This window comes from Microbacterium sp. CFH 31415, from assembly GCF_022538185.1.
GTDB lineage: Bacteria > Actinomycetota > Actinomycetes > Actinomycetales > Microbacteriaceae > Microbacterium.
The window spans coordinates 90,816-116,481 of sequence record NZ_JAKYXC010000001.1; the positions used below are offsets into that span (position 1 = coordinate 90,816).

Below are 25,666 nucleotides of genomic sequence, written 5' to 3' on the forward strand. Positions count from 1 at the left end.
CCGAACCGATGCGGCGCCTGAGGGTGTCGCGGAGGCCGGCGCGGAGGCATCCGCTTAGGCTCGATAGGCCATGATCCGGTTCGAGAACGTCACGAAGCGCTACAAGGGCACGTCGAAGCCTGCCTTGAGCAATGTCGACTTCGAGGTGCTGCGCGGCGAGTTCGTGTTCCTCGTCGGCGCATCCGGCTCGGGCAAGTCGTCGTGTCTGCGCATGATCCTCCGTGAAGAGACGCCCACCGACGGCCGCGTGGTCGTGCTCGGGCGCGACCTGCGCACGCTGTCGAACCGCAAGGTGCCGTACTTCCGGCGCCACATCGGCGCGGTGTTCCAGGACTTCCGCCTGCTGCCGACCAAGACGGTCTTCCAGAACGTCGCCTTCACACTGCAGGTCATCGGGTCGTCGCGCGGATTCATCCAGCAGACCGTTCCCGAGGTGCTCGCGCTCGTCGGACTCTCCGGCAAGGAGAAGCGATTCCCGCACGAGCTGTCGGGTGGCGAGCAGCAGCGCGTCGCGATCGCCCGTGCGCTGGTCAACCGCCCGCAGGTGCTGCTGGCCGACGAGCCCACCGGAAACCTCGATCCCGCGACATCCGTCGACATCATGCAGCTTCTCGCGCGCATCAACGCCGGCGGGACCACCGTCGTGATGGCGACGCATGAGGCCGGGTTCGTCGATCAGATGCAGCGCCGCGTGATCGAGCTCGTGCACGGCGAGATCGTGCGCGACGAACGGCATGGTGGCTACGGCGACACGTCGGGCCTGCCGAGCCTCGCCCCGGAGCAGGAGCGCGGCGCGGCCGCTGTCGCCGCCCTCACCGCCGTGCTCGAGGTGCAGCGCGAAGCCGCCGCGGCCGCCGAGGCCGGGCTGGATCCGACCCTGGCGAACGAGGAGGAGGCGACGGATGCCGCGCCCCGGCCGGCGTCGCCGTCGACGGCGCCCGATCCGGAGCGCGAAGCGCCGGCACCCGCCGCTGAGCCTGCGCCTGCCGCATCCGCTCCGGCATCGGCCTCCGAGCAAGCCGCCGCCTCCGAACCCGACATGGTCGATGAGCCCACCCCCGGTCGCGCGGCCTCTCCGGCTCCGCGCGCGCCGCAGACCGCGCCCATCCCGGTGGCTGACATCCCCGAGGTGGACGTCGCCGAGCTCGGCCTCGCCGACCGGCTCGGTCTGGGCGAGAAGGCTCCAGACGACGAAGTGGGGCCCACGTCATGAGGGTCGGTCTCATCCTCGGCGAGGCGTTCACGGGCCTGCGCCGCAACGCCTCGATGGTGATCTCCGTCGTGCTGGTCACGTTCGTGTCGCTGACGTTCGTCGGAGCGGCGATACTCATGCAGATGCAGATCGGCATCATGAAGGACTTCTGGGTCGACCGCGCCCAGGTGGCCATCTACATGTGCACCGCGATCTCGCAAGCGCCCACCTGCACCGGCGGCGTGGCCACCGAGGAGCAGCTCGCGGCGGTGGAGGAGAAGCTCGACGGGCCCGCACTCTCTCCGCTCATCCGTGATGTGCGGTTCGAGGACAGCGACGAGGCGTACCAGAACGTCATCGATCTTCTCGGTGAGGACTACGCCAGCGTCATCACGCCCGACCAGCTCAACGAGACGTTCTGGATCAACCTGGTCGACCAGAACCAGTCCGACGTCATCATCGAGGCGTTCGGCGGCACCGAGGGCGTCGAGGAGGTGCAGGACCAGCTGCAGTACCTCGAACCGCTGTTCTCCGCCCTCACCGTCGCGACGTACATCGCAGTCGGCGTCGCCGCGCTGATGCTGGTCGCCGCCGTGCTGCTGATCGCCACGACGATCAGGCTCTCGGCCTACGCCCGACGGCGCGAACTCGGCATCATGCGCCTGGTCGGAGCATCCAATCGCTTCATCCAGACCCCCTTCGTACTGGAAGGCGTGTTCGCGGCGCTCATCGGGTCGCTGCTGGCCAGCGGCGCCGTGATAGCCGGCGTGCACTTCGGCGTCGACCAGTACCTGCGCGGACGCGTCGAGTTCGTAACGACGTGGGTCGGGCTGGACGACGCGTGGATCGTCGTGCCGGTGCTGATCCTCATCGGCATCGTGCTCGCGGCGCTGTCGGCGAGCTTCGCGATCCGCCGCTGGCTGCGGGCCTGACTCTCGGGCGAGTCGTCCGGGGGTAGACTGAACGGCTGCCGTGCGCCCGCACGGCGTGAATCGAGGAGTCACCATGCCCAGGGAACGCGGGGAGACGGTCGTCGCGACCAATCGTCGCGCGCGCCACGAGTACACCATCGAGAAGACGTACGAGGCGGGTCTGGTGCTCACCGGCACCGAGGTCAAGTCGCTGCGTCAGGGGCGTGCCAACATCTCCGACGGCTACGCCTTCATCAACAACGGCGAGGCGTTCCTCGACGCGGTGCACATTCCCGAGTACTCACAGGGGCACTGGACGAACCACGCGTCGAAGCGCGTGCGCAAGCTGCTCCTCCACAAGGACGAGATCATCAAGCTGTCGCACGCGATCAGCGCGGGCGGCTACACGCTGGTGCCGCTGAAGCTGTACTTCTCGGACGGCCGCGCCAAGGTCGAGATCGCCGTCGCGAAGGGCAAGCGCGAGTACGAGAAGCGGCAGACCATCCGCGAGCGCGAAGACAAGCGCGAGGCCGAGCGGGCCATGCGCAGCCGCAACCGCCTGGGCGAGTAGAGCGGATGCCGCGACCGCCTCGTTCAGGGCCGGTCAGCGTGCGCTGAACCGCGCCTCGACGGCGGCCGTGAGGACGATGTCTTCCGGCTGGAGCTGGACGGTGGGCGCTCCACCGCCGGCATCTGCGGCGAAGGATGCTTTGGCCATCAGCATGCGCTCCTGCCGCGGGGCAGCGGGAGAGTCGTTACGTGTGAGCAGTCCGAGATCGGCGATCTCGAGCGGCGTCACGGTCGACAGACCGATCGCGCCGGCGTAGGCGTTCGCCCGGGCGAGGGCGACGCCGACCGCGCTCGCCGCGACGTCGCGCTCCATCGCGGCTCGCGTCTCGGGCGTGAGCTGCCACTCGATCCAGCCGAGCTGGACGCCTTCGCGCTCGACGACCTCGCCGGCCCAGAACGACAGCGCGGCGAAGTCAGTGAACGTCGCGCTGAAATCGACGGTGGCGTAGTGCACGGGCGCCAGCCGTCGCCCGTCGGGATTCCACGGGCGCTCCGACCAGACCGAGACGCGCTGGCTCGTCCACTCGACGACCGTGCCCGCGGCGGTGCGCGAAGCGAGGTCCTCCCGCACCGGCTCGCTGAACGCGGCCATGCGCTCGACGACGGTCCCGCGCTCCGCACCCTCGGCCCGGATCGTGAGATGGGCCACCGCCCGCTCGGGCGCGATGCGCGCCTCGTGCTCGCCCCGGACTGTGATGACGACGTCGCTCATGCGGCAGAGCCTACTGCGTGGCGATGAATGAATTTTCATTCAAGTGCATCCAAATGGACCCCCTCCCCGGGAATGACTTCTCGATGGGCGACGGACGATCGCCCCTGACGAAGGAGGACCATCATGCGAACGAGGATCTTCGCGGGCATCGCCGTCGGCGCCATCGCCGCAGTCAGCCTGCTCGCCCCCGCCAGTGCCGCCACCGCCGGCAACGCGGCTCTCTCGGTGCTGCACGGCATCCCCGACACGCCTGTGGACGTGTATGTCAACGGCGAACTCACTCTCGACGACTTCCAGCCGGGCGACCTCGCCGGACCGCTCGATCTGCCGGCGGGCGACTACGAGGTGGCCCTCACCGCGCCGGACGCGACCGACGACAGCGCACCGGTTCTCGGACCGGTGACCGTCACGCTGGAGGCCGACACCAACTACACCGCCGTGGCCCACCTCGACGAGGCGGGCGCGCCGACGGTGACACCCTACGTCAACGACACGTCGCCGACCGCCGCGGGCGAGGGCCGGCTCACGGTGCGCCATGACGCCGCGGCGCCGGCCGTCGACGTGCTCGCGGGCGGGACGCCGGTGATCGAGGGCCTCGCCAATCCCGACGAAGCTTCCCTGGATCTGCCGGCAGGCACGATCGAGGCATCCGTCGCCGCCGCAGGGACCACCGACCCCGTGATCGGCCCGGCGCCGGTCGAGGTGCAGGAGGGCGTGCTCACCATTGTCTACGCGTGGGGCAGCCTCGAGGACGGCAACCTCGACCTCGCCGTGCAGACGATCACCGGCCTGCACTCCGCGCCGGATGGGGTCAACTCGGGCACCGGTGGCCAGCTCGCTCAGCGTGACATGACCATGCAGATGCTGCTGCTCCTCGGTGGCGTCGCCATCGCCGCCGCGGTCGCGACCTCTGCCGTCGCCGTGTCACGGGCGCGCGCTCAGCGCTGAGGACGGACACCATGACGAGGACGACCGCGGGCCAGGCGACCGCCCTGCTCGCGGTCGTCGTCGTGCTGGCGGGATGCAGCTCGCCCCCAGGGGCAGCCCCGTCGGCGACGGCACCGACACCGACGACGACCGCGCTCCCGACACCCGTCGTCGAGGTGCCGATCGTGACGGCCACCCCGCCACCGGCGCGCCGGTCTGCGCCGCCGGTGCGGGTGGTCGTCACGACCATCGGCGCCGATGTCCCCGTGCTTCCCGTGGGGGTCGAGACCGGCGGGTTCATGGAGCTGCCCGTCGACCCCGCTGTCGCGGGCTGGTACCGCTTCGGCGCCGATCCGTCCAGCGCCGACGGAAACATCGTGATCTCCGCCCATGTCGACGCGCCGCAGTACCCGATCGGACCGTTCAGCCGGTTGCGCGAGCTGCCGCCTGGTGCCTCGATCGAAGTGACGGATGCCTCGGACACGCTGCATCGCTACACGGTGGAGAGCGTCACGTACTACCCGAAGACCGAGCTGCCCGTGGACGAGCTGTTCGCCCGCGACGGCGCGCGCAACCTGGTGCTGATCACCTGCGGGGGAGAGTTCGATGCCCGCACCGGCCGGTACGCCGACAACGTCGTCGTCATCGCGACTCCGCGGAATGGCCCGTGACATGAGGACGTTGTAGACTGATGTGCTCGGATGCCTCGGCGCCGAGCACTTGGTAACTCCACAGCGTGACAGCGGCCCTTCGCACGAAGGCTCATGGGGATGATCGGTTTCGACATCGCCTGTGACTCTGCGGGAAGCGGGCCGAGGATGCAGGGTTATCTCGTAAACGACCTCTGCAAACCAATAATTGCCGATGCAAATCGCAATGAGTTCGCCCTCGCTGCCTAAGCGAGCCTGAACTCCGTGAGACCGTAGGCGTTCCCGCTACGGACCCTCGCGTCATCTAGGGGACTTGCTGCGTGACGGCGTCTGGACGTCACGTGGGACTCTTCCCAGGCTGGGCTTGTCGACTTAGGTGTCTGTGACAAAGGTCGGAGCCGAGCAGAACGTCTTCACAGACTGCGCCCGGAGAAGACGCAGTATCTCAGCGATGGACGGGGGTTCGATTCCCCCCATCTCCACCAACGCCGCTGTCACAGATGAAGGCCCGGAGCCGCGCGATCGCGCGGTTCCGGGCCTTTCTCATCTCCGCTCGGCATGGACGGCGCAGTGCCCGCCCCGTTCAGTCCTTCTGCAGCTCCTGAGCGAGCATCACGAGGATCCCGCTCGGGCCGCGAACGTACGTCAGCTTGTAGACGTCCTCGTAGGTCGCGACGCCGCGCAGCGGGTGGCAGCCGTGGCGTGCGGCGATCGCCAGCGCCTCGTCGATGTCGTCGACCGAGAATGCGACGCGGTGCATCCCGATCTCGTGGGGGAGCGTCGGCTCCGTCTCGATCGCGTCAGGGTGGATGTACTCGAACAGTTCGAGCCGTCCGTGGCCGTCGGGGGTCCCGAGCATCGCGAGCTTCACGTGGTTGCCGTCGAGACCCACGGCGGTGTCGGCCCATTCGCCACTGACAGTGTCGCGACCCAGCACGGTGAGTCCGAGATCCGTGAAGAACGCCACCGCGGCGTCCAGGTCGCGCACCGCGATCGCGACGTTCTCGAGCTTGATCGGCATACGCGCGACTCTATGCCCAGGCGGCCTCGATCGCGACGGGACGTCCGAGCACGTTCTCCGCCGCCCGATGGCCCGACCGCATGGCCGCCGGCACCGTGGCAGGGTCATCGGTCCAGGTCGCCTCGCCCGCCAGATGCAGGACTCCGGCGATCGGGACGGCGAGGTCGTCGTGGTCGGATGTCGTCGAGCCGATCCGCATGTACGCGTACGAGCCGTAGGCGAAGGGGTCATCCTGCCAGTCCGTCACATGCACGGTGCTCGGCTTCGGCACGCGGTCGCCGTACAGACGGCGCAGCTGCGCGAGCACGGACTCGACGATCTCGTCCTCGCTCCAGTCGAGCGTCGCGATCGCAGCCGGGCCGGCGGCGAACGTGAGCAACGTGGGTCGATCGTGGAGAGCGGTGAGGTCGTACCAGGAGTGCCACCACCGCGACTCGGGGCCCTGCTGACGGATGGCGTAGACGTCGTCCTCCCAGAACTTCGTCGGGAAGCCGAGCACGACCTTCTCGAACGCGTTCATGCGGAGGCGGCTGAGCGGGGCGGCGTGCGAATCGGGCAACGGCGGGTCGATGACGAAGTCGTCGGACTGCAGCACGCCGACCGGCACGGTCACCACGGCGCTCGCCGCCCGGAAGGCGCCGAAGTCGGTCGAGACCACGACGCCGTCCGCGCTCCACCGCACGTGGGACACGACATGGGTCAACCGGATGTCGAGTCCCTCTGCAAGACGGCGCGGGAGCCGGTCGTATCCGTCGGGGAACACCACCTCGTCGCCCACCACGACGTCGTCGTCGAGGCCGTGGGCGGCGAGATCCTCGATCCACACGCCGTACTGCTCCTCCGCCCGGTGCTCGAGGAACTCCCGCACACGCTGGGTTCGCTCGTCGTCCCAGCCCTGAGCTGCGAGCGCAGCCTCGGTGACATCCCGGTAGGAGGCATCCGGAGCCGACTCGGCGACCACGCCGAGCAGCGTCTCATCCACGGACTCGATGCCGGCGACGAATTGGCGGGTCTCGGCGTCGGAGAGCCGCCGACCATCCGGCCCGTAGTAGGCGATCGGACGGCTGTCGGGCTGGTAGCTGCCGACGGTGAACTCGACCGTGCGCATTCCGAATGCCTCGGCGGCCGCAGCGACGGGGGAGTCGGTGACCCCGTGGATCCAGGAGGCGCCCAGATCGGTCGCGAAGCCGTAGCGGTGATCGGACACGACCCGGCCGCCGACGCGGTCGCGCGCCTCCAGCACGACGACCCGCCGCCCCTCCGACTGCAGCAGCCGCGCGGCGGTCAGTCCGCAGACGCCGGCGCCGATCACGATCGTGTCGAACTCGTCCATCGATGGCCTTCTCTCCCGGCGACGTGGGGCCGCCCTCCGACGCTATCGAGTGCACGCGTCGGGTGTGAATCGGGATCCTCACCGCCACACTGTCGCCGGGCCGCCGTCAGGAGCATAATCGCGACTGCCGGCGCGGTGGGATGCGTCAGCGGGCCGCCGGCGGAGACCCACCGACGGAGAAGGACGATCATGGCGTACATCCGCCCATCCAAACCGGGGATCAACGACAGCTGGGGTGGTCACCGCAGACGCCGACCTCCCTCCGTGGAACCCGGAATCGACTACAACTGCTTCATCGGCGACGACGTCGTCGCTCCGGCCGACGGGGTGGTCCATGAGGTCAAGCGCTCGACGGGCGGCGCTTCCGGCCGCGCGATCATGCTGCGGACGGGCCGCGACTGGCACCGCGGCCTCCACCTGTCCGAGATCCTCGTCGAACCCGGTCAGCGGGTGCGGCAGGGCCAGCTCATCGCCCGTTCCGGCGCCTCGGCCCGCGGCAGCGAGCACGGCGTCGGCCAGCACCTGCACTGGTCGTTCTGGTTCGACCGCGGAAACGCGGTGCCCACCCCGGGCCTCACACCGACGGATGACTTCGAAGTCTTCGTCGCCAACCCCAGCCTCACCACATCCACAACCTCCGAGGAGGACCCCTTGTTCACCGAGCAGGACCGCGCGCTTCTCTTGCAGATCAAGAACGAGCTGCTCAACACCAAGGCCGGAGTCTGGACCGGCGGAAAGGTGCGCATCGACGGTATCGTTCAGGACTTCCGCTACGGGGCGCTGCCGATCGTGGCGCACAACCAGAAGCTGATCGCGAAGCAGGCCGGTCAGATCGCCGCGCTGCAGGAGATCATCGACCAGCTCACTTCCGTGCAGAACGTGTCGATCGACATGGGACCGGTACGGGATGCCGCGGAGCGCGGCACACGAGAAGCCAATGCCGGTCTCCTAAACGACGTCATCGTCGAGGCCGACCCCGACCAGGATCCCGACATCGACCCGCCGCTCGAAGGCGGGGAGGACCCCGGCCTCGGCGGCTGACTCGTCAGCGTCGGCATTGCGCTCGGGGCTTGCGAAGCCCGGTGGGCCTGCGGCATCGCGGCGATGCCGAGGACGCGGCATCCGCTTTCCGGCCCTCCCGTCCGTGCGGACGTGCAAGAATCACGTCCGATGGCGAATCTGACGATCATCCAGCAGTCGCCCGATCCCGAACAGGTCGCGGAGCATTCGCGCACGCGCCGTTCGATCGCGGACAAGATCCGCGGCATGGGCCAGAACCGCATCGGAGCTCTGCTCCTCCTGCTCGCCACGGTCGTCGCGATCCTCTGGGCGAACCTCGCCACGGCGTCGTACGCGGCGTTCTGGGAGACCCATCTGACGGTCGGCGTCGGCGATCTGCAGCTCGACTTCACATTGCACGCCATCGTGAACGACGCGCTCATGGCGATCTTCTTCTTCACCGTCGGTCTGGAGGTGCGGCGGGAGTTCGCGATCGGCGAGCTGACGAGCTGGTCCCGCGCCATGGTGCCGGTGATCGCCGCGATCGCGGGTCTTGCCCTGCCCGCACTGCTGTTCGTGCTGGTCGCGATGGGATCCGGGTACGAGAACGCGTGGGGGATCGTGATCTCGACCGACACCGCGTTCCTCGTGGGCGCGCTCGCGCTCATCGGGCCGCGGGTGCCCGGGCGGCTGCGCGTCTTCCTGCTCGCGCTCGCGGTGGTCGACGACATCGGGGCGCTGTCGATCATCGCGATCGTCTACACGGCGAACTTCACGCCGCTGCCTCTCGCGATCGCCGCGGTGGGCCTCGTAGGCGTGTACTTCACGCGCTACCTTCCCAGCGGTCGGGGGCCGGTCTACGCGACGCTGTCGATCATCGTGTGGCTCGCCTTCCTGGCGTCGGGCGTTCATCCGACGCTGGCGGGCGTGGCAATCGCGCTGCTGGTCCCCGTCTACCGCCCCGACCGACGCGACGTGGAGCATGCGCTCGAGCTGGCCCGCACCTTCCGGCAGTCGCCGAACAGCGAGTACGCCCGCGCGGCGGCCAACAGCCTGCGTGAATCCATCTCGATCAACGAGCGCCTGCAGTCCGCGTACGCCCCGTACGTCGCGTACGTCATCCTGCCGCTGTTCGCGCTCGCGAACGCCGGCGTCGTGCTCAGCCCCGAGATCCTCCAGGGTGCGGTCACCTCGTCACTCACGTGGGGCATTGTGGCGGGCCTCGTCGCAGGCAAGCTCATCGGCGTCTTCGGATCCACGGCGCTGATGAAGATCACCGGGATGGGCGAGTTCGGCCCGGGGCTCACACTCGACCGGCTCGCCGGCGGGGCGGCGCTGTGCGGCATCGGCTTCACCATCTCGCTCTTCATCGTCGACCTCGCGATCGACGACCCGCTCGCGCAGAACGAGGCGCGGGTCGGCGTGCTCGCGGCATCCGTCATCGCCTTCATCCTGGCGACGATCATCTTCCGCATCTCCGACGCCCTGCGCACCGACGTCGACCCCGGCCAGACGCTGCTGCGTCCGGTGGACCCGAAGCGCGACCACATCTTCGGCTCGCCAGACGCGCCCTTCACGATCGTCGAGTACGGCGATTTCCAGTGCGGGTTCTGCCTCAAGGCGTCGGGATCGATCCACGAGGTGTACGAGGAGCTCGGCGACCGCCTGCGCTACGTGTGGCGACATGCGCCGCTCACGCAGTACCACCCGAACGCCCTCGCCGGAGCCGAAGCCTCGGAGGCGGCGGCGCTGCAGGGGAAGTTCTTCGAGTTCGAGCGCGGGCTGTTCGCCGACCAGGAGAACCAGCGACCTTCCGACATCGTGCGTCTCGCCCGCGACCTCGGCGTCGACGTCGACAAGTTCGAGCGGGATCTCACGGCGCCGGAGGTGACCGGTCGAGTGCAGGACGACATGCTGGATGCCGAGGCCATGGGAATCACATCGGTGCCGACGCTCTTCATCAACGGCCGTCGTCACACCGGTCCGTACGACGCGCAGTCGCTCATCCGTGCGCTGTCGGAAGGCGCGACGGAGGCTGCCCCCGATCCCGAGCGCCCAGGAGGGTGACGATGGCAGAGGTCGATCCGGTGCAGCGACCCACACTGACGGACGCCCAGTGGGAGCGTCTGCGCGGGTTCGGCGTGCCCGAACAGGTGGAGGCGGGAGACTACGTCTTCCGCTCCGGTGATCGCGAGTACGACCTGATCCTCGTGGACGAGGGCGACATCGAGATCGTGCGCGATTCGCTGCTCTGGATCGAAGAGGCCGTGATCGCCCACTCGGGGCCACGCACGTTCGTCGGCGAGCTCGGCCTGCTCAACGGGCAGGGCGCCTTCCTTTCGGCCCGGGCGACTGCGCCGACTCGCGTGCTGCGGGTGTCGCGACCCGAGCTGCGGCGGCTGATGGCCGAGGACGACGAGTTGTGCGACATCATCCTGCATGCGCTCTGGGCGCGCAGGGAGTCTCTGCGCCGGGGGCCGGCCGCGCTGACCCTGAAGTTCGTCGGCTCGAGCACGTCGAGCGACTTCCTCGCCCTGCAGCGCTTCGCTGAGCGCCTCGATCTCGTGCACAAGAGCGTCGCGCTCGCGCCGGGCGAGCTCGGTGCCCACGAGAAGCTCGGGGTCTCGGAGGGCGACCTCCCGATCGCCTACATCCAGGGCGAGCCGATCTCGAACGCGACGCCCGGGATGGTGGCCGAGCGACTCGGCCTGAGCTACCAGGCCGACAGCGACGAGGTGGTCGACCTCGTCGTGATCGGCGGCGGTCCGGCCGGACTCGCGGCGGCGATCTACGGTGCGTCCGAAGGACTCAGCACCGTGCTGCTCGACGCCGTCGCGCCCGGCGGCCAGGCGGCGTCGACCTCGCGCATCGAGAACTTCCTCGGGTTCCCGTTCGGGGTGAGCGGCGGTGACCTCATCGGCCAGGCGAGCCTGCAGGCGCTGAAGTTCGGGGTGCGGGTCTACGCGCCGTGCGAGGCGGTGAGGCTCGATCCGGCAGCGGAGCGTCAGCTCGACGTCACACTCGCCGACGGACGTATCATCCGGGCGCGCAGCGCGATCATCACGTCGGGCGCGGCGTACCGCCGGCTGAGCCTCGAGCGCTGGGCGGACTTCGAGCGCTCCGGCATCTACTATGCGGCGACGCAGCTCGAGCTGCGTCAGGTGATGGATGCGCCGGTGGTGGTCGTCGGCGGAGCGAACTCCGCGGGCCAGGCATCCCTCTATCTGGCAGCCAACGGATGCCCCGTCCACCTCGTCGTGCGGGGCTCCGAGCTCGGCACCCGAATGTCGTCCTACCTCGTCGACCGGCTGATGGAGGATCCGCGCGTGCACGTGCATACGGGTGCGAACGTCGTCGGACTGGACGGGGGAGCAGGTCTCGAGCGCGTGCGCATCGACAGTCTCGGCGAGGTGGAGGCGCGTGGCCTGTTCTGCTTCATCGGCGCGGACCCGGCGACCGGCTGGCTGCCGTCGCTCGACCGCGACGCCGACGGGTTTCTGCGCACCGGCACCGACATCGCCGCGCAGTCGCTGGCGCAGTGGCAGCGACTCGGCCGCGAGCCGCTGCCCTTCGAGACGTCCGTTCCGCGGGTGTTCGCCGCCGGCGACGTGCGGCGCGGGTCCATGAAGCGTGTGGCGGCGGCCGTCGGCGAGGGGTCGAGCGCCGTCGCCTCCGTCCACCGGGCGCTGGCCTATTGATCTGCCTCGTGGCACCGCATCGAATTCGGGAGACGCCGTGACCGACGAAATCGACGAGACCGCCCCGCCGAGCGGCAGCGGATGCGCCGAGTGCGACGAGGCGGGCGGCTGGTGGTTCCACTTGCGGCGGTGCGCCGCGTGCGGGCACATCGGATGCTGCGACTCGTCGCTCGCGCAGCACGCCTCGGCTCATGCCCGCGAGACGGGCCACCGACTCGTGCAGAGCTTCGAGCCGGGCGAGGACTGGTGGTGGGACTACGAGGCGGGTGCCTGGGCGGAGGGGCCCGCGTTGGCTCCCCCCACCAGCCGGCCGGACGCACAGCCGGTGCCGGGCCCGGAGGGTCGGGTGCCACGGGACTGGCGGGACGTGCTGCGCGCCGCAGGCCGCTGAGCCGGCGCGGCGCGTACCGCCCGGCGAGCGCCGTGAGGGCGATTCCCGGACGGGCCCAGCACCGCTTCCGCAGTCAGGACTTCGGCCACTCGATGAGCAGCAGTCCCTGCTTGGTGTCGGCGAGCTTCACCCAGCCGGGCGCGTAGAGGTAGGTCATGCCGTAGCCCTCGTCGTCGGTGGAGATCGTCGTGTCAGGACTCTCGGTGATGTACACGCCCTCCGGCCCCTCCTCGCGGATCCATCCCTGCGAGACGAGCTCGGACTGCGTCGCCGCCGCATCCTCGTCGGAGATGCGGGCCCAGCCGAACATCTGACCGTGGTCGCCCGCGGGTCCGTCGAAGTCGGCCCAGACGCACTGGATGCCCTCGATGACCTCGAAGCTGCCGATGTAGAACGGCTCGGTCTGCGACGTCCACCCCAGACTCTCGAAGTCGGCGATGACGGACTCTCCGATGAGCGTCTCGCACGTCGGTTCGTCTGCGGCCGACGGCTCGGGCTCAGGCGTCGCCGAGGGTACCGGCGCGGGTGCGGTCGCCACCGGCGTCGGCGTGGCGTCGGGGCCGGCGGATGGCGGGCTCGCCGAGCACGAGGCGAGCAGCACGGTGACCGCGAGGGCGACGGCCGCGCCGGCGGCGGAACGGTGACGTGGGGGGATCATCGTGCGGTCTCCGGGGGAGGGGATCGGGCGGGAGAAGGATCAGGGGGAGTGCAGGAGCTGGAGGAAGTCGTCGTGGAGCACGCGGTTGGTGGCGAGCGAGGAGCGCTCGGAGAGCGAGTCGTCGCCGTGGAACGAGGTGAAGCGGCCGCCGGCCTCGGTCACGATGGGCACGAGCGCGGCGATGTCGTACTCCTTGACGCCGAACTCTGCCACGAACTCGAGCCGTCCCTCGGCGAGGAGCATGTACGGCCACGCGTCGCCGTAGCCGCGGTCGCGCCACACCGCGGACGTGAGTCGTTCGAGCGCGTCGAGCTCCCCGGCATCCCGCCACTGTCCGATGCTCTGGAAGCTGACGCTCGATGCGGCGATCGAGTCGACGGAGGAGACCGCGAGGCGACGCGGCTCGCCGCCCGGCACGTTGGTCCACGCGCCGTGCCCGGTCGCGGCCCACCAGCGCCGGCCGATGGCAGGCTGACTGGCGACGCCCACGCGCGGGACGCCGTCGATCGCGAGGGCGATCAGCGTCGTCCACATGGGGATGCCCTTGAGGTAGTTGGCGGTGCCGTCGATCGGGTCGATGATCCACTGCCGGCGCGTGTCGCCGGTGACGCCGTACTCCTCGCCGAAGACGCCGTCGGACGGCCGTTCGGTCTCGAGCATCGTACGGATCGCGCGCTCGGTGGCGAGGTCGGCTTCGGTCACGTGGCTCGCGTCGGCCTTCAGGCTCACCTCGAGATCGGCGGCGTCGAAACGGCTCATGGATGCCGCGTCCGCAGCATCCGCGAGTCGGAGAGCGAGTGCGAGATCGGCCCCCAGGTCGCCCTCGAAGGGCGCGTCGAAGCGCGTCGGCGTGGTGGGGGAGGTCACGTCGACCAGACTAACGGCCTCCTCCTGGCCTCGATTTCCGGTGACGCAATCGTGATGCTAATGTTGACCCTCGGTTCGCCTCTCGCGATTCACGCACCTCTAGCTCAATCGGCAGAGCAACTGACTCTTAATCAGTGGGTTCAGGGTTCAAGTCCCTGGGGGTGCACAACGCAGAAGAGCGGTCCCGAACGGGGCCGCTCTTCTTCGTGTGCCCGGTCATCGCCACGTCGGTGGGGGAGGTCCGCGCTATCGTGCCCCGCATGCCGGAGCGGGTCGAACTGTGGTGGGCGAGGCGCCAGTTCTCGCGCGACGCCGACGTGCCGTACCCGGTTGGCACCTACCGCGAGGCCTGGGCGCCGTACCCCGCGCTCATCCGCCAGTACCACCCCGAGTTGAACGCCGGGATCACGCTCACGCAGATCCCGCCGGCGGCCGACGTCCTGCTGCTGTGGCAGTGCGAGGCGGGGCACTCGTTCGCCGCCACGCCGGCCGAGCAGCGCAATCGTCCTGGGCGCGAGCGCCGGCGGTCGGCGTGGTGCCCCGAGTGCTCGACGTCGGCGCGCGCCCCGGTCGCGATCCTGGGCGAACCCGTCGCGCGGCCGAGGCTCGCACGGGCGAAGCCTGCGCGCCCTGCGCGCACGCTCTGCCCGAAGACGCCCGACCTTCCGGCAGGCGAGTCGTTCGTCAGCGCGTGCGCGCCGCGCCCGGCGTCCGCCGTCGAGGCGCAGCTCCGAGCCGACGTGTTCGCGCGCCTCGGGGTGACGTCCGGGATGAACGCCGTACGGGTTTCGCGTCCGTTCTTCGATCACGTCGAGGTGTGGCCCGACATCCTCCTGCCCGAGCTGCGCCTCGCGATCGAGTACGACAGCACCGGCCGCCACGGGCTCGAGCACGTGGGCAAGCGAGAAGACGCCGATCGTCGCAAAGACCGCACGCTGCGCGCGACCGGCTGGGAGGTCGTGCGGATCCGCACCGGGCGGCTCGAGCCGATCGGCCCCTACGACGTGCAGCTGTCGTCGATCGGGCGCCGAGGCGTCGACCGGCTCATCGACGTGCTGCGCGACATCCGCGGGTCGCTGCTCGTCGACGCGTATCTCATCTGAGCGCGTTCCGTCTCGTCCGGCTCGCACGCTCCATCGCGATTCGGTAACGACGGCCGCCCGAACGCCATCTCGACTTGACCGAGCGGCCCGGACTTCCTACATTTGCGAATACCTGAATCGGATTTCAGGTATGCCCGATCCGGGCACCCGAACCTTCCAACGGCGAAAGGCACGCACATGCGGGTTTCGAAGAAGTTGCTCCTGGGGTCCGTGGTCGCCACGGCCGCGATCTTCCTGGCGGCCTGCGCGCCGCAGGCTCAGCCCGGAGGCGCGCCGGCCGACGGCGAAGACCGCCCGGCCGAGATCACGGTCGGCGTCGTCACGAGCGAATCCGGCCCTCTCGCCGGCTACGGCAAGCAGTACCTCGACGCGTTCAAGGCGGGGCTCGACTACGCCACCGACGGCACCGGCGAGGTCGACGGCACGACGATCGACGTCGAGTACAAGGACGACGCCGGCGACCCCGACAAGGCGGTCACGGTCGTCAAGGAGCTCATCGGCGAAGGTGTGAACATCATCGCGGGCACGGCATCCTCAGGCGTCGCGCTGGCTGTCGCCGAGCAGGCAGAGCAGAACAAGGTCCTCTACATCTCGGGCCCGGCAGCGGCCGACGCGCTGACCGGCCTGAACGACTACACGTTCCGCTCGGGCCGTCAGAGCGCCCAGGACGTCGCCACCGCCGGGACGTTCCTCGACGACATCGAGGGCAAGACGGTCACGGTGTTCGCCCAGGACAACGCCTTCGGGCAGGGCAACGTCGCCGCCGTCGACGCGATCCTGGGCGGTCAGGGGGCAACGGTCAACTCGGTGCTCGTCGCCGAGGACGCGACCGAGTTCACGCCGTTCGCGCAGCAGATCCTCACGGGCGCACCCGACCTCGTCTTCGTGGCGTGGGCCGGTGCGACGTCGGGCGCGATGTGGCAGGCGCTGAGCCAGCAGGGGGTACTCGATGAGATCCCCGTCGTCACCGGTCTCGGCGATGCCGCTACCTTCGGGGCGTACGGCGAGGCATCCGAGAAGATCAACTTCCTGAACCACTACTTCCCGGGAGCGCCCGACAACGACGTGAACGACGCGATGGTCGAGGCCATCGAGTCGGCGGGCGGCACGCCTGACCTGTTCAGCCCCGACGGCTTCAACGCCGCCATCATGATCGTCGAGGCGATCAAGGAGGGCGCCGGCGACGTCGACGCGATGGTCGAAGCGCTCGAGGGCTTCGAGTTCGAGGGTCCGAAGGGGACGATGACCGTGCGCGCCGGGGACCACGCCCTCATCCAGGAGATGTACCAGGTCAAGCTCGTCGCCGACGGCGGCGCGTTCGTGCCCGAGCTGGTCGACACGGTCTCGGCCGATGACGTCGCGCCGGCCGAAGCCGCCGAGTGACCGGGAGCAGCACCGAACGATGAGCATCCCAGTCCCGTCCGCCCAGGCCGCCACACGCGGCTCCCGGCTGCAGGTCGATGGCCTCGGCCTGCAGATCGGCGGCGCGACGATCCTGAAAGATGTCGATCTCGATGTCGCTGCGGGCTCGCTCGTGGGCGTCATCGGGCCGAACGGAGCCGGCAAGACCACGCTGTTCAACGCGGTGTCCGGCCTCCTGAAGCCCACCGCCGGGCGCGTGCTGCTCGACGGCTACGACATCACCGCGGCGTCCGTGCCCGCTCGGGCCCGGGCGGGACTGGGGCGCACCTTCCAGACGTCGAGCCTCTTCCCGAGGCTGTCCGTGCTCGAGAACGTGCGTCTCGCGGCCCAGGTGTCACTGGGCGGCTCGGGGTCGCTGGTGCGATTCCCGAGGCGATCGGATGCCGCGACCGCGCTCGCCCTCGAGAAGCTCGAGGCCGTCGGGCTGAGCCACAAGCGCGACTCGGCTGCCGGAGACATCTCGCACGGCGACAAGCGCAAGCTCGAGATCGCGGTGCTGCTGGCGACCGAGACGAGCATCGTGCTCCTCGACGAGCCCATGGCCGGCGTCGGCTCGGGCGACGTCGACGGACTCGTCGGCAACATCCGCGACCTGCACCGCGAGAAAGGCTGCACCGTCCTCATGGTCGAGCACCACATCGACGTGCTGATGGGACTCGTCGACAAGGTCGCCGTCATGTACTTCGGAACGATCATCGCCTACGACACTCCGCAGGCCGTCATGGACAACCCACTCGTGCAGAGCGCCTATCTGGGGACGGGGGCCGCCTGATGGACGCCATCCTGACCGTCGCCGGCCTGGGGTGCTCGATCGCCGGGCAGCAGGTCGTCGAGGACGTCACGTTCGAGATGCCCCCCACCGGCATCACGGCGGTCCTGGGCCGCAACGGAGTGGGCAAGACCTCGACGCTGCGCGGCATCCTGGGTCTCATCCAGCGCCGCGGCGAGGTCCGTCTCGCCGGCGAGCGCATCGACGGTCTGCCCACGCACAGGATCGTCCGCAAGGGCGTCGGCTACGTACCCGAGGATCGCGAGATCTTCTCGTCGCTGACCGTCGCCGAGAACCTGGCGCTCGCCGAGCGCCAGCGCGCACCGCGCCGCGAGTTCGTCGCCGAGCTGTTCCCCGACCTGGTCGCGCGGCGCGATCAGCCCGCGGGCACGCTCTCGGGCGGCCAGCAGCAGATGGTCTCCGTCGCCCGGGCTCTCATCAACGACAACCGCCTCCTGCTCGTCGACGAGCCGACCAAGGGCCTCGCGCCCAAAATCGTCGTCGAGGTGGCGAACGCCCTCGAGGAGGCGGCCAAGACCGTGCCCATCCTCCTCGTCGAACAGAACCTCGAGGTGGTCCGCCGCCTCGCCGACACGGCCGTCGTCATCGGCGGCGGACGCGTCGTGCACATCGGAAAGGCCCGCGAGATCCTCGACGACGACGACCTCACCCGGCGACTGCTGGGTGTGCACGCAGAGCCCACTCACACACACGGGACGGAAGACGGCCGCGCATGAGCACCCTCGTCCTCACCCTCATCACCGGCGTCGGCCTCGGCGCCCTCTACTTCCTCGTCGCGAGCGGGCTGAGCCTCATCTACGGCCTCATGCACGTGCTCAACTTCGCGCACGGCGCCTTCCTCACCCTCAGCGCATTCGTGGGGTGGATGGTGGCGCAGGCGCTCGGCACCGCGTCGTGGGGCTCGTTCCTGCTGTCGGTGCTCGTCGGAGCGGGCGTCGGCGCGGTGTTCGCGACCCTCACCGAGCTGGTGCTGATCCGTCCGCTGTACGAGCGGCACATCGAGCAGGTGCTCGTGACGGTCGGCCTCTCCTTCGCCGCCGTCGCCCTCTTCGAAGGCATCTGGGGCACCGACCCGATCCACATCTCGGGGCCAGCGTGGCTGCGTCAGACGACCGACGTGCTGGGCGCCCGCATCCCGAACACCTACTGGGTGCTGATGATCGCCGCGGCCCTCGTGCTCGCCGCGCTGGTGCTGTTCCTCAAGCGCACGCGCTACGGCATGATCATCCGCGCCGGTGTGGAGAACCGCTCGATGGTCACCGCCCTCGGGATCGACGTGCGACGGTCATTCACCCTCGTCTTCGCGATCGGCGGGGCCGCCGCCGGCATCGGGGGAGTCCTCGCGATGCACTACTCCACCTTCGTGTCCGCGCACCTCGGCGCGACGCTGCTGATCTTCGCTTTCATCGTCACGGTCGTCGGCGGTCTCGGCTCGCTGACAGGTGCGGCCGTGGCATCCGTCCTCGTCGCCGTCCTGCAGCAGTTCGCGAACTTCTATCTCGGGGGAACCGGCGACTTCATCGTCGTCATCCTCCTCGCCGTGGTGCTGCTGGTGCGCCCGGCCGGACTCCTCGGGAGGAAGGCATGAGCGCCGACTCGAGCACCACCACCGGCGGCGTCCGCCGCTTCCTGCCCGCCATCGTCGGCGTCGCCCTCGTCGGGTTCATGGCGCTGCTGCCGATGCTGAACCTGTCGCTTCCCGGCATCCTTCCGACTCCGACGTACATGCCCGGCACCCTGGCGCTCCTGTCGCTGTGCATGGTGTTCGCGGCGCTGGCGCTGTCGTACAACCTGCTGCTCGGATCCGGCGGGATGCTGTCGTTCGGGCACGCCCTGTACTTCGGAGCCGGCGCGTACGGGCTCGGCATCGCGCTCGAGCACTTCGGCGTGCCGCTGTGGCCGGGCGTGTTCATCGCGCTGATCGGGGGCATGCTCATCGCCCTTGTGACGGGCGCCGTCTCGATGCGCGTGTCGGGCATCCCGTTCGCGATGGTCACCCTGGCGTTCGCCCAGGCCGGGTCGGTGCTCGTGCGGCGCAACTCGCAGATCACCGGCGGCGAAGAGGGACTCGGGCTCGAGACCGACCTCGTTCCCGACTTCCTCATCGGGGTGATCAACACCCGCAACCTGTACTGGTTCGCTCTGGCGGTGCTGGTCGTCGTCTACCTGGTGACGCTGTGGGTCGACACCTCGCGCCTCGGTCACCTCGCCCGCGCGACGCGCGAGAACGAGCAGCGGGTTCGAGTGCTCGGCCTCTCGCCCTACCGCGTGCGTCTGCTGGTGTTCGTGATCGCCGCGGTGCTTGCGAGCCTCGCCGGCGTGGCGTACATGCTGCTGCAGTCGGGCACCGTGCCGCGGGCGGTGTCGGCCGACCTCACCATCACGATCCTCGTGATGGTCGTGCTCGGTGGCGTCGGGTTCCGGTGGGGTGCCATCGTTGGCGGTGTGCTGTACACGCTTCTCGACCAGCGCCTGACGGTCCTCGCCGGATCGGAGGCCATCGCCGGACTGCCCGACGTGCTGCGCGTGCCGCTGTCGGAGCCGCTGTTCATCCTCGGGGTGCTGTTCATCCTCGTGGTGATGTTCCTGCCGGGCGGCATCGCCGGCACGATCGACGGCGCCGTGCGTCGCCGTCGCGGCGAGAAGGCCCGCGGCACCCTGCAGACCCTCGACGACGAGGCGGCCGAGGCGCCGGTGGAGGTGCGCGCGTGACCTGGCCGGCCGAGTTCGAGGACGGCTCCCACACGATCGGCCGCTGGCTGACCGATCGGGCGTCTCGCTCGCCGCATCGCATCGCCGTCGACGACCGCGGCGTGACGACCGACTACGCCACGCTGGCCGAACGCTCGGTCGCCCTCGCCGACGGTCTGCGACGCGCCGGCCACGGCGCCGGCGACCGCATCGCCACGGTGTCGGGCAACTGCACCGACCACGTCGTCGCGTTCTTCGCGTGCGCGCTCGCCGGCATCGCGTTCGTGCCGCTGTCGTGGCGGCTGACGCCGCGCGAGCTTAGGACCCAGCTCGACCGGGCCGACCCGGTGCTGCTGCTCGTCGAGGACGAGCACGCGGCGCTCGCGGGCGAGGCGCTGCGCGGGCTCGGCCGGGCGCTTCCCGTCGCCCTCCTCGGTACCACCGGCGTCGAGGCCGGGATCGGCGCCACCGGCTCGCCGAAGCCGCGCCGGCCCGTGCAGGATGACGACCCCCTCCTGGTGGTCTTCACCTCCGGCAGCGAGGCGGCGCCGAAGGGGGTCGTGCTCACGCACGCCAACTGCTTCTGGAACAACCTCGCGCTCGCGCAGGCACTGCCCCTGACGCAGGATGACGTCGTGCTCGCGATACTGCCGCAGTTCCACGTCGCGGCATGGAACTGCCAGCCGCTGCTCGCGTGGTGGGTCGGTGCGACCGTCGTGCTGGAGCGCTCGTTCCAGCCCGCACGGGTCCTGCAGCTCATCGCCGAACGCGGGGTGACGGCGATGATGGGCGTGCCGACGCAGTACGCGCTCCTCGCGGGCACCAGGGAGTGGAGGACGACGGATGTCTCGTCCCTCCGGCTCGCGCTCGTGGGAGGCGCCACGATGCCGGCCCCGCTGCAGGAGCAGTGGACGCACCGCGGCGTGGTGCTCACCCAGGGCTACGGGCTGACCGAGGCCGCTCCCAACGTGCTGCACCTTCCCGCGGACGAGGCTCCGGCTCACCCGGGCGCAGTCGGGCGCCCGTACCCGCACGTCTCTGTGCGGGTCGTCGACCCCGAGAGCGGGTTGCCGCTCGACGGCGAGGCCACCGGCGAGCTGTGGGTGCGCGGACCCAGCGTGTTCGCGGGCTACCTCGGCGACGACGCGGCGACGACGCGCACGATGAGCGGGGAATGGCTGCGCACGGGTGACCTCGTGCACCGCGACGCCGACGGCGTGTTCCGCATCGTCGATCGGATCAAGGACATCTTCATCTCGGGCGGCGAGAACGTCGCTCCCGCCGAGGTCGAGCACGCGCTGACGCAGCATCCCCTCATCGAGGCGGCCGCCGTCGTCGGCATCCCCGATCCGGTATGGGGCGAGCGGGGCGTGGCGTTCGTGGTGACGGCCCCCGGCGCGGCATTGTCGACCGACGAGGTGATCGCGCACGCGCGGCGCAATCTCGCGGGATTCAAGGTGCCGACGCGCGTGGAGTTCGTCGACGCGCTGCCGCGCGCGACGATCGAGAAGCTCGCCCGCTCGCGGCTGCGCGAACGGGCACGACGGCTCATCGAGGGGGATCGGGCGGCGACGCCCGATCATGAGACGGAAGGGGTGGGGTCATGACGCATCCCGAAGGAATGATCGAGGACGACGCCGAGCTCGTCTCTCCGGCCACGGGCCGACCGCTCACCAAGCGGGGCGAGGCGACGCGACGACGGCTGCTCGAGGCCGCCGAGGTCGTGTTCGCCGAGCAGGGCTACCACGAGGCATCCATCGTCAAGATCACCGAGCGCGCCGGGATCGGCCTCGGCACGTTCTACCTGTACTTCGACAGCAAGCAGTCGATCTTCGAGGCGCTGGTCATCGACCTCAACCGCCGGGTCCGGCACTCGATGTCGGAGGCCATGGAAGGCGCGACATCGCGCCTCGACGCCGAGCGCGCGGGCTTCGCGGGGTTCTTCCGCTTCACGGCGGAGCATCCCGCGCTCTACCGAGTGGTGCGCGAGGCGGAGTTCGTCTCGCCCGACGTGCTGCGCCTGCACTACACGCGGATCGTCGAGGGATACGAGGCCGGCCTGCGCGCGGCGCAGGACGTGGGCGACGTCGATCGCGCCCTCGACCCCGAGACCACCGCCTGGGCACTCATGGGCATGGGCGAACTCATCGGCATGCGCTTCCTGCTGTGGGAGCGCGACGCCGACGGCCGCCCGCCCGCCCAGCTGGACCCCGTCGTGTTCGACGGGATGACCCGACTCATCGACAACGCGCTGGCGCCGAGGACGACGCAGCCGGAAGGACCGAAGTGATGGCCGAGCAGGACCTGGCGGGCAAGCGCGCCCTCGTCACCGGAGGAGCGAGCGGCATCGGGCTCGCGTGCGCCCATGAGTTCGCGGGGCGCGGTGCGCACGTGATCATCGCGGACCTGAATGCGGATGCCGCGGCCGCCGCGGCGGCGGAGGTCGGCGGCGAGGCCTGGGTGGTCGACCTCTCCGACACGGCCGCGCTCGATGATCTGACCCTCGATGTCGACATCCTCGTCAACAACGCCGGCATCCAGCGGGTCAGCCCGATCACGGAGTTCGACCCCGACGCGTTCCGTCTGCTCCTGCGCCTGATGCTCGAGTCGCCCTTCCTGCTGGTGCGCGCGGCGCTCCCCGGCATGTACGAGAAGGGCTGGGGGCGCGTCATCAACATCTCGAGCGCACACGGTCTGCGGGCGAGCGCGTTCAAGTCGGCCTACGTCGCCGCCAAGCACGGCCTCGAGGGACTCTCGAAGGTCACCGCGCTCGAGGGCGCCTCCCACGGCGTGACGAGCAACTGCATCAACCCGGCGTACGTGCGCACGCCGCTCGTCGAGAAGCAGATCACCGATCAGGCGAAGGTGCACGGCATCCCCGAGAGCGAGGTCGTCGAGAAGATCATGCTCACCGAGACCGCCGTGAAGCGTCTCGTCGAGGCCGACGAAGTCGCCTCCCTCGCCGGCTGGCTCGTGTCGGACAAGTCGGGCATGGTCACCGGCGCGTCCTACACGATGGACGGCGGATGGACGGCGCGGTGAGTCACACGTACCGGCAGCTCGACGTCCCGGTGGACGGCGGCCTGCTCCACGCGGGGGTGTGGGAGACGGATGCCGCGGCCGACGCGCCCTCGGTGCTCGCGGTGCACGGCGTCACGGCGTCGCACCTGGCGTGGCCGTTCGTCGCCGAGCGGCTTCCGGGCGTGCGCGTGGTGGCGCCCGACCTCCGCGGCCGTGGTCGCAGCAACGGCATCGAGGGCTCCGCGGGTATGGCTGCTCACGCCGACGATCTCGCCGCGCTGCTCGATGCGCTCGGCATCGATCGCACGGTCGTCGTCGGCCACTCCATGGGGGCGTTCGTGTCGGTCGTGTTCGCAGCCCGCCACGCCGAGCGGGTCTCGCGCCTCGTCCTCGTCGACGGCGGGCTGCCGCTCGACGTGCCCGCGGGGATGGACACCGACGCCCTCGTCGCGGGGATCCTCGGTCCTACCGCCGCGCGCCTGTCGATGACGTTCGCCGACACGGGGGAGTACCTCGACTTCTGGCGCCGGCACCCTGCGTTCACCGACGCCTGGACGCCCGAGCTCGAGCGCTACCTCGCCTACGACCTCGTGGACGACGGAGCGGGGGCGCATCGCCCGGCCACGAGCTACGCGACGACGGCGGATGACACCGTCGACATGAACACCGGGACCACGCTGCCCGACGCCCTGGCCGGGCTGCGGCATCCGACTCGCCTGATCACCGTCCCGCGCGGGCTTCAGAACGAGCCCCCCGGCCTCTACGCGCCGGCGCACCTCGACCGCGTGCTCGCCGCCAACCCGTCCGTGCGGCACGAGCGGGTCGAGGGATTCAACCACTACACGATCGTGATGTCCCCGGGTGGCGCGGATGTCGTCGCGGCCGCCGTGCAGGAGGAGCTCGCCGCGGTCCCCACCCCCTGATGCTCACCTGTCACGAAGTGCCGCCCGCCGCGGCACTTCGTGACAGGTGAGCGGAGGCGGTTGTGGTGGGCGAGGGTGGCGGGTCAGCGGGCGGCGCCGGCGATGCGGGTGGTCAGCTGGTGAGCGTGCGCGAGGAGCGTGCGTCCGAGCTCCGGCAATCGCTCGGGGCCGAAGCGGAACTCGACGCCCGTCAGGCTCAGCGCCCACTGCGGGTGGCCCTCACGCGTGAACACCGCCGCGCCGAGACCCCAGCTGCCCTCGACGATCAGGCCCGGGTTGACCGCGTAGCCGCGCTCATGGGTGTCGCGCAGCCGCGCGCGCAGGCGCTTTTCGCCGTGCGACGCGCCCCACCGGCGGGAGAGCTCCGGATGCCGCTCCAGGTAGGCGTCCACATCGTGGGGCGGCAGGAAAGCGAGGATCGCGAGCCCGGCCGACGCGACACCGAGCGGAAACCGCACGCCCTCCGACAGCACGAACGAGCGGATGGGGAAGCTGCCCTCCTCGCGAAGGAGGCAGACGGTCTCGTCCCCGCGCCGCACCGAGAGGAAGGCGCTCTCTTCGGTGCGCACCGCGAGCGACCGCACGATGTCGCGGGCGATGCCGGTGATGTCGTAACGGGATGCCGCGACCGACCCCATGAGGTAGAGCTCGGGTCCGGGCATCCACCGGCCCGTGCGATCATCCTGGTCGACGAGGCCTTCATGGCGCAGCGCGGCGAGCAGGCGGTGCGCAGTGGGACGGGTGAGCTCGGCGTCACGCGCGAGGTCGACGACCGACATGCCCTCGGCACCCGCCGACGTGACGAGGCGCAGCAGCCGGGCCGCCCGCGCGACGGACTGCGCGCCGGGGATCGAGCGCGCGTGCTTCGCCAAGTTGTCCACGATGTGGACACTACGCCCGTGGTCTTCCACATGGCAAACCTCGGTGCGTCGGGGTTCGGGTGACGGACGCAGGATGGAGTCGTCCGGCAACGAAGGAGTAGCACGTGATCGACAAGACGTGGGGGTCTGCCGCCGAGGCGGTCGCCGACATCCCCGACGGGGCATCGCTCGCCGTCGGGGGGTTCGGCCTCTCGGGCAACCCCATCGCCCTCATCGAGGCCCTGCTCGCGCAGGGGACCCGCGAACTGAGCATCGTCAGCAACAACTGCGGCGTGGACGACTGGGGCCTCGGCATCCTGCTGAATGCGAAGCGCATCCGCAAGATGACCTCGTCCTACGTCGGCGAGAACAAGGAGTTCGAGCGCCAGTTCCTCTCGGGCGAGCTCGAGTTGGAGCTCACGCCGCAGGGCACACTGGCCGAGAAGCTGCGCGCCGGGGGCTCGGGAATCGCTGCCTTCTACACGCAGACGGGCGTCGGGACGCAGGTCGCGGAGGGCGGGCTGCCGCGCCAGTACGACGGAAGGGGCGGCATCGCCGTGGCCTCGCCGGTCAAGGACGTGCGCAGCTTCGACATCTCGGGCGAGCCGCGCGACTACGTGCTGGAAGAGGCCATCGTCACGGACTTCGCCCTCGTGCACGCGCTCAAGGGCGACCGGCACGGCAACCTGATCTTCAACAAGGCGGCCCGCAACTTCAACCCGCTCGCGGCCATGGCCGGGCGCGTGTGCATCGCGCAGGTGGAGGAGCTCGTCGAGCCCGGCGAACTCGACCCCGACGGCATCCATCTCCCCGGCATCTACGTGCACCGCATCGTCGAGGTCGGCGGCGACATCGAGAAGCGCATCGAGCGCCGCACCGTATCGGTCAGCGAGGCGCTGAGCCGCGACATCCCCGAAGGAGCCTGAC

Annotated in this window: 26 protein-coding genes, 1 tRNA gene and 1 other RNA gene; 22 read left to right on the forward strand and 6 right to left on the reverse strand. The window is 70.0% G+C overall.

What is annotated here, in order from left to right; genetic code table 11:
• The first annotated feature begins 70 nt into the window (after positions 1 to 70).
• From ftsE to smpB, 3 genes are all read left to right on the forward strand, one after another.
• The gene (ftsE, locus tag MK786_RS00430) at positions 71 to 1,213 is read left to right on the forward strand and encodes a cell division ATP-binding protein FtsE (RefSeq protein WP_241110297.1); all 1,143 of its coding nucleotides are present in this window, start codon (positions 71 to 73) and stop codon (positions 1,211 to 1,213) included.
• Complete coding sequence (gene ftsX / locus MK786_RS00435) at positions 1,210 to 2,124, forward strand: permease-like cell division protein FtsX (protein ID WP_241110298.1); 915 nt, start codon at positions 1,210 to 1,212, stop codon at positions 2,122 to 2,124. The genes ftsE and ftsX overlap by 4 nt, the downstream gene beginning before the upstream one ends.
• A gap of 73 nt (positions 2,125 to 2,197) precedes the next feature.
• Positions 2,198 to 2,674, forward strand: coding sequence for an SsrA-binding protein SmpB (gene smpB / locus MK786_RS00440; RefSeq protein ID WP_191766702.1), 477 nt, complete (start codon positions 2,198 to 2,200; stop codon positions 2,672 to 2,674).
• A 33-nt stretch (positions 2,675 to 2,707) separates the two neighbouring features.
• Here the strand turns inward: smpB and MK786_RS00445 are convergent, their stop codons facing one another.
• Positions 2,708 to 3,385: an SIMPL domain-containing protein gene (locus MK786_RS00445; protein ID WP_241110299.1), complete on the reverse strand. Its 678-nt coding sequence runs from the start codon at positions 3,383 to 3,385 to the stop codon at positions 2,708 to 2,710.
• Between the two features lie 123 nt (positions 3,386 to 3,508).
• Between MK786_RS00445 and MK786_RS00450 the strand changes: the two genes are divergently transcribed.
• From MK786_RS00450 to ssrA, 3 genes are all read left to right on the forward strand, one after another.
• Positions 3,509 to 4,333, forward strand: coding sequence for a DUF4397 domain-containing protein (locus MK786_RS00450; protein ID WP_241110300.1), 825 nt, complete (start codon positions 3,509 to 3,511; stop codon positions 4,331 to 4,333).
• Between the two features lie 11 nt (positions 4,334 to 4,344).
• On the forward strand, positions 4,345 to 4,983 hold the full coding sequence (locus MK786_RS00455) for a class F sortase (RefSeq protein ID WP_241110301.1): 639 nt from the start codon (positions 4,345 to 4,347) through the stop codon (positions 4,981 to 4,983).
• Between the two features lie 95 nt (positions 4,984 to 5,078).
• Positions 5,079 to 5,447, forward strand: a transfer-messenger RNA (tmRNA) gene (gene ssrA / locus MK786_RS00460).
• A gap of 98 nt (positions 5,448 to 5,545) precedes the next feature.
• Here ssrA and MK786_RS00465 read toward each other — a convergent pair.
• Complete coding sequence (locus MK786_RS00465; RefSeq protein WP_241110302.1) at positions 5,546 to 5,983, reverse strand: VOC family protein; 438 nt, start codon at positions 5,981 to 5,983, stop codon at positions 5,546 to 5,548.
• Between the two features lie 10 nt (positions 5,984 to 5,993).
• On the reverse strand, positions 5,994 to 7,316 hold the full coding sequence (locus tag MK786_RS00470) for an NAD(P)/FAD-dependent oxidoreductase (protein WP_241110303.1): 1,323 nt from the start codon (positions 7,314 to 7,316) through the stop codon (positions 5,994 to 5,996).
• A 264-nt stretch (positions 7,317 to 7,580) separates the two neighbouring features.
• On the opposite strand from MK786_RS00470, the gene MK786_RS00475 reads away from it, so the two are divergent.
• The 4 genes from MK786_RS00475 (at position 7,581) to MK786_RS00490 (ending at position 12,404) form a co-directional block, all read left to right on the forward strand.
• Positions 7,581 to 8,357, forward strand: coding sequence for a M23 family metallopeptidase (locus MK786_RS00475; RefSeq protein ID WP_241110304.1), 777 nt, complete (start codon positions 7,581 to 7,583; stop codon positions 8,355 to 8,357).
• Between the two features lie 129 nt (positions 8,358 to 8,486).
• Positions 8,487 to 10,382, forward strand: coding sequence for a Na+/H+ antiporter NhaA (gene nhaA / locus MK786_RS00480; protein WP_241110305.1), 1,896 nt, complete (start codon positions 8,487 to 8,489; stop codon positions 10,380 to 10,382).
• A 2-nt stretch (positions 10,383 to 10,384) separates the two neighbouring features.
• Positions 10,385 to 12,013, forward strand: a complete 1,629-nt coding sequence (locus MK786_RS00485; protein WP_241110306.1) for a cyclic nucleotide-binding domain-containing thioredoxin-disulfide reductase — start codon at positions 10,385 to 10,387, stop codon at positions 12,011 to 12,013.
• 37 nt (positions 12,014 to 12,050) lie between these two features.
• Entirely contained in the window at positions 12,051 to 12,404 is a 354-nt protein-coding gene (locus MK786_RS00490) for a UBP-type zinc finger domain-containing protein (protein WP_241110307.1), read from the forward strand.
• 73 nt (positions 12,405 to 12,477) lie between these two features.
• Here MK786_RS00490 and MK786_RS00495 read toward each other — a convergent pair whose 3' ends face one another.
• Positions 12,478 to 13,062, reverse strand: a complete 585-nt coding sequence (locus tag MK786_RS00495) for a hypothetical protein (protein WP_241110308.1) — start codon at positions 13,060 to 13,062, stop codon at positions 12,478 to 12,480.
• A gap of 39 nt (positions 13,063 to 13,101) precedes the next feature.
• Positions 13,102 to 13,929, reverse strand: a complete 828-nt coding sequence (locus MK786_RS00500; RefSeq protein ID WP_241110309.1) for an inositol monophosphatase family protein — start codon at positions 13,927 to 13,929, stop codon at positions 13,102 to 13,104.
• A gap of 93 nt (positions 13,930 to 14,022) precedes the next feature.
• On the opposite strand from MK786_RS00500, the gene MK786_RS00505 reads away from it, so the two are divergent.
• The 11 genes from MK786_RS00505 (at position 14,023) to MK786_RS00555 (ending at position 23,879) form a co-directional block, all read left to right on the forward strand.
• Positions 14,023 to 14,095: transfer RNA gene (locus tag MK786_RS00505), tRNA-Lys, on the forward strand.
• Positions 14,096 to 14,189: 94 nt separating this feature from the next.
• Entirely contained in the window at positions 14,190 to 15,032 is an 843-nt protein-coding gene (locus MK786_RS00510; protein ID WP_241110310.1) for a zinc-ribbon domain-containing protein, read from the forward strand.
• 177 nt (positions 15,033 to 15,209) lie between these two features.
• A complete protein-coding gene (locus MK786_RS00515) occupies positions 15,210 to 16,415 on the forward strand; it encodes a substrate-binding domain-containing protein (protein ID WP_241110311.1) in 1,206 nt (401 codons plus the stop codon).
• A 19-nt stretch (positions 16,416 to 16,434) separates the two neighbouring features.
• Positions 16,435 to 17,226, forward strand: a complete 792-nt coding sequence (locus MK786_RS00520; protein ID WP_241110312.1) for an ABC transporter ATP-binding protein — start codon at positions 16,435 to 16,437, stop codon at positions 17,224 to 17,226.
• The gene (locus MK786_RS00525) at positions 17,226 to 17,960 is read left to right on the forward strand and encodes an ABC transporter ATP-binding protein (protein WP_241110313.1); all 735 of its coding nucleotides are present in this window, start codon (positions 17,226 to 17,228) and stop codon (positions 17,958 to 17,960) included. Before MK786_RS00520 ends, MK786_RS00525 begins: the two co-directional genes overlap by 1 nt.
• The gene (locus tag MK786_RS00530) at positions 17,957 to 18,832 is read left to right on the forward strand and encodes a branched-chain amino acid ABC transporter permease (RefSeq protein WP_241110314.1); all 876 of its coding nucleotides are present in this window, start codon (positions 17,957 to 17,959) and stop codon (positions 18,830 to 18,832) included. Before MK786_RS00525 ends, MK786_RS00530 begins: the two co-directional genes overlap by 4 nt.
• Positions 18,829 to 19,956: a branched-chain amino acid ABC transporter permease gene (locus tag MK786_RS00535; protein ID WP_241110315.1), complete on the forward strand. Its 1,128-nt coding sequence runs from the start codon at positions 18,829 to 18,831 to the stop codon at positions 19,954 to 19,956. Before MK786_RS00530 ends, MK786_RS00535 begins: the two co-directional genes overlap by 4 nt.
• Positions 19,953 to 21,542, forward strand: coding sequence for a class I adenylate-forming enzyme family protein (locus tag MK786_RS00540; protein ID WP_241110316.1), 1,590 nt, complete (start codon positions 19,953 to 19,955; stop codon positions 21,540 to 21,542). The genes MK786_RS00535 and MK786_RS00540 overlap by 4 nt, the downstream gene beginning before the upstream one ends.
• Positions 21,539 to 22,225: a TetR/AcrR family transcriptional regulator gene (locus MK786_RS00545; RefSeq protein WP_241110317.1), complete on the forward strand. Its 687-nt coding sequence runs from the start codon at positions 21,539 to 21,541 to the stop codon at positions 22,223 to 22,225. The genes MK786_RS00540 and MK786_RS00545 overlap by 4 nt, the downstream gene beginning before the upstream one ends.
• Positions 22,225 to 22,977, forward strand: coding sequence for a 3-hydroxybutyrate dehydrogenase (locus MK786_RS00550; RefSeq protein ID WP_241110318.1), 753 nt, complete (start codon positions 22,225 to 22,227; stop codon positions 22,975 to 22,977). The genes MK786_RS00545 and MK786_RS00550 overlap by 1 nt, the downstream gene beginning before the upstream one ends.
• On the forward strand, positions 22,974 to 23,879 hold the full coding sequence (locus tag MK786_RS00555; RefSeq protein WP_241110319.1) for an alpha/beta fold hydrolase: 906 nt from the start codon (positions 22,974 to 22,976) through the stop codon (positions 23,877 to 23,879). Before MK786_RS00550 ends, MK786_RS00555 begins: the two co-directional genes overlap by 4 nt.
• An 83-nt stretch (positions 23,880 to 23,962) precedes the next feature.
• Here MK786_RS00555 and MK786_RS00560 read toward each other — a convergent pair whose 3' ends face one another.
• The gene (locus MK786_RS00560) at positions 23,963 to 24,751 is read right to left on the reverse strand and encodes an IclR family transcriptional regulator (protein ID WP_277397149.1); all 789 of its coding nucleotides are present in this window, start codon (positions 24,749 to 24,751) and stop codon (positions 23,963 to 23,965) included.
• Between the two features lie 113 nt (positions 24,752 to 24,864).
• Between MK786_RS00560 and MK786_RS00565 the strand changes: the two genes are divergently transcribed.
• The gene (locus MK786_RS00565; protein WP_241110321.1) at positions 24,865 to 25,665 is read left to right on the forward strand and encodes a CoA transferase subunit A; all 801 of its coding nucleotides are present in this window, start codon (positions 24,865 to 24,867) and stop codon (positions 25,663 to 25,665) included.
• The last annotated feature ends 1 nt before the right edge of the window (position 25,666 follow it).